Source organism: Bradyrhizobium sp. P2_E8, assembly GCF_056403875.1.
The window spans coordinates 1-1,429 of sequence record NZ_JBFUES010001418.1; the positions used below are offsets into that span (position 1 = coordinate 1).

The 1,429-nt window shown below is 64.5% G+C and carries 2 protein-coding genes; one reads left to right on the plus strand and one right to left on the minus strand.

Going from position 1 to position 1,429, the window contains the following annotated elements; translation table 11 throughout:
• Positions 1-146: 146 nt before the first annotated feature.
• Positions 147-458: a DUF1272 domain-containing protein gene (locus AC1D00_RS41010; RefSeq protein ID WP_027546752.1), complete on the plus strand. Its 312-nt coding sequence runs from the start codon at positions 147-149 to the stop codon at positions 456-458.
• A gap of 120 nt (positions 459-578) precedes the next feature.
• Here AC1D00_RS41010 and fahA read toward each other — a convergent pair.
• A partial coding sequence (fahA, locus tag AC1D00_RS41015) for a fumarylacetoacetase (protein WP_477014632.1) occupies positions 579-1,429 on the minus strand: 851 nt, incomplete at its 5' end.

Sequence of the window (1,429 nt, forward strand, 5' to 3'; positions counted from 1 at the left end):
GTGCGTTCCTCGATCGTGCTCGACCGGCTGAAGGAGAGCACGCGGCTGCCGCTCAGGGAGCTGAAGCCTGGCTGAAATCGAGGGAACTACGGCATTAGCGCTTCACGCTCCGTCTGCGATGATCCAGCCGATCCGGAGATTCGACCATGGCCCTCCAGCTTCGACCGAACTGCGAATATTGCGACCGCGACCTGCCGCCCGATGCAACGGATGCGCGGATCTGCTCCTATGAATGCACGTTCTGTGCGGACTGCGTCGAGACCAAACTCTCCAACGTCTGCCCGAACTGCGGCGGCGGCTTTGCCCCGCGCCCGATCCGCCCGACGCAGGAATGGCGGCCGGGCGTATGCGTGACGAAGCACGTGCCGTCGGACAAGCGGGTGCATCTGAAGTACAGCGCGGAGGATGTCGCGGCGCATTGCGCGCGGATCCGCGACGTGCCGCCGGAGAGGCGGTAAGCTCTCTCCACGTCATTGCGAGGAGCCCTTCGCGACGAAGCAATCCAGAATCCCTCCGGGGAAAGACTCTGGATTGCTTCGCTGCGCTCGCAATGACGGAGTTTGTGGCGACGACGGAGTTCACTCCGCCGCCAGAATCGTCCCCTCGACCGCGCCAAAGCCGACGCGATAGCCGTTGCCCTGGCACCAGCCGCGCATGACGAGGCTGTCGCCGTCCTCCAGGAACGAACGCTTGATGCCGCCGGGCAATTCGACCGGCTCGGTGCCGTTCCAGCTGATCTCGAGCAGGCTGCCGCGCTGGTTCTTCTCCGGGCCGGAGATGGTGCCGCTGCCGAGGAGATCGCCGACATTCATGGCGCAGCCCGAGGAGGCGTGGTGCATGAGCTGCTGCACCGACGACCAGTACATGTACTTGAAATTGGTGCGGCTGATACCCGTTGGCGCATTCGCGCCGCCGGGCCGCAACGAGACATCGAGCTCGATGCTGTAGTTCTGCGGCTTGGCCTGCTTGAGATAATCGAGCGGCACCGGCTCCTGCTCCGGCCCCTTCAGGCGGAACGGTTCCAGCGCTTCGCGCGTCACCACCCACGGGCTGATCGAGGTCGCAAACGCTTTTGCCAGGAACGGACCGAGCGGCACGTACTCCCATTGCTGGATGTCGCGCGCGCTCCAATCGTTGAGCAGCACGAAGCCGAAGATCATCTCCTCGGCCTGTTGCTCGCTCAACATGCCGCCCATGGCTGAGGGCTGGCCGACCACCACGCCCATCTCCAGCTCGAAATCGAGCCGCTTGCATGGTCCAAAGCTCGGCAAATCGACATTCGGCGGCTTCAACTGCCCGCGCGGGCGCTTCACGCTGGTGCCGGAGACCACCACGGTGGAGGCGCGGCCGTTATAGGCGATCGGCATATGCAGCCAGTTCGGCTGGAGCGCGTTGTCCTTGCCGCGGAACATCACGCCGACATTGGTGG

Excerpts from the sequence above, each read along its gene's own strand:
- AC1D00_RS41010 (WP_027546752.1), top strand. The coding sequence starts at position 147 with ATGGCCCTCCAGCTTCGACCGAACTGCGAATATTGCGACCGCGACCTG.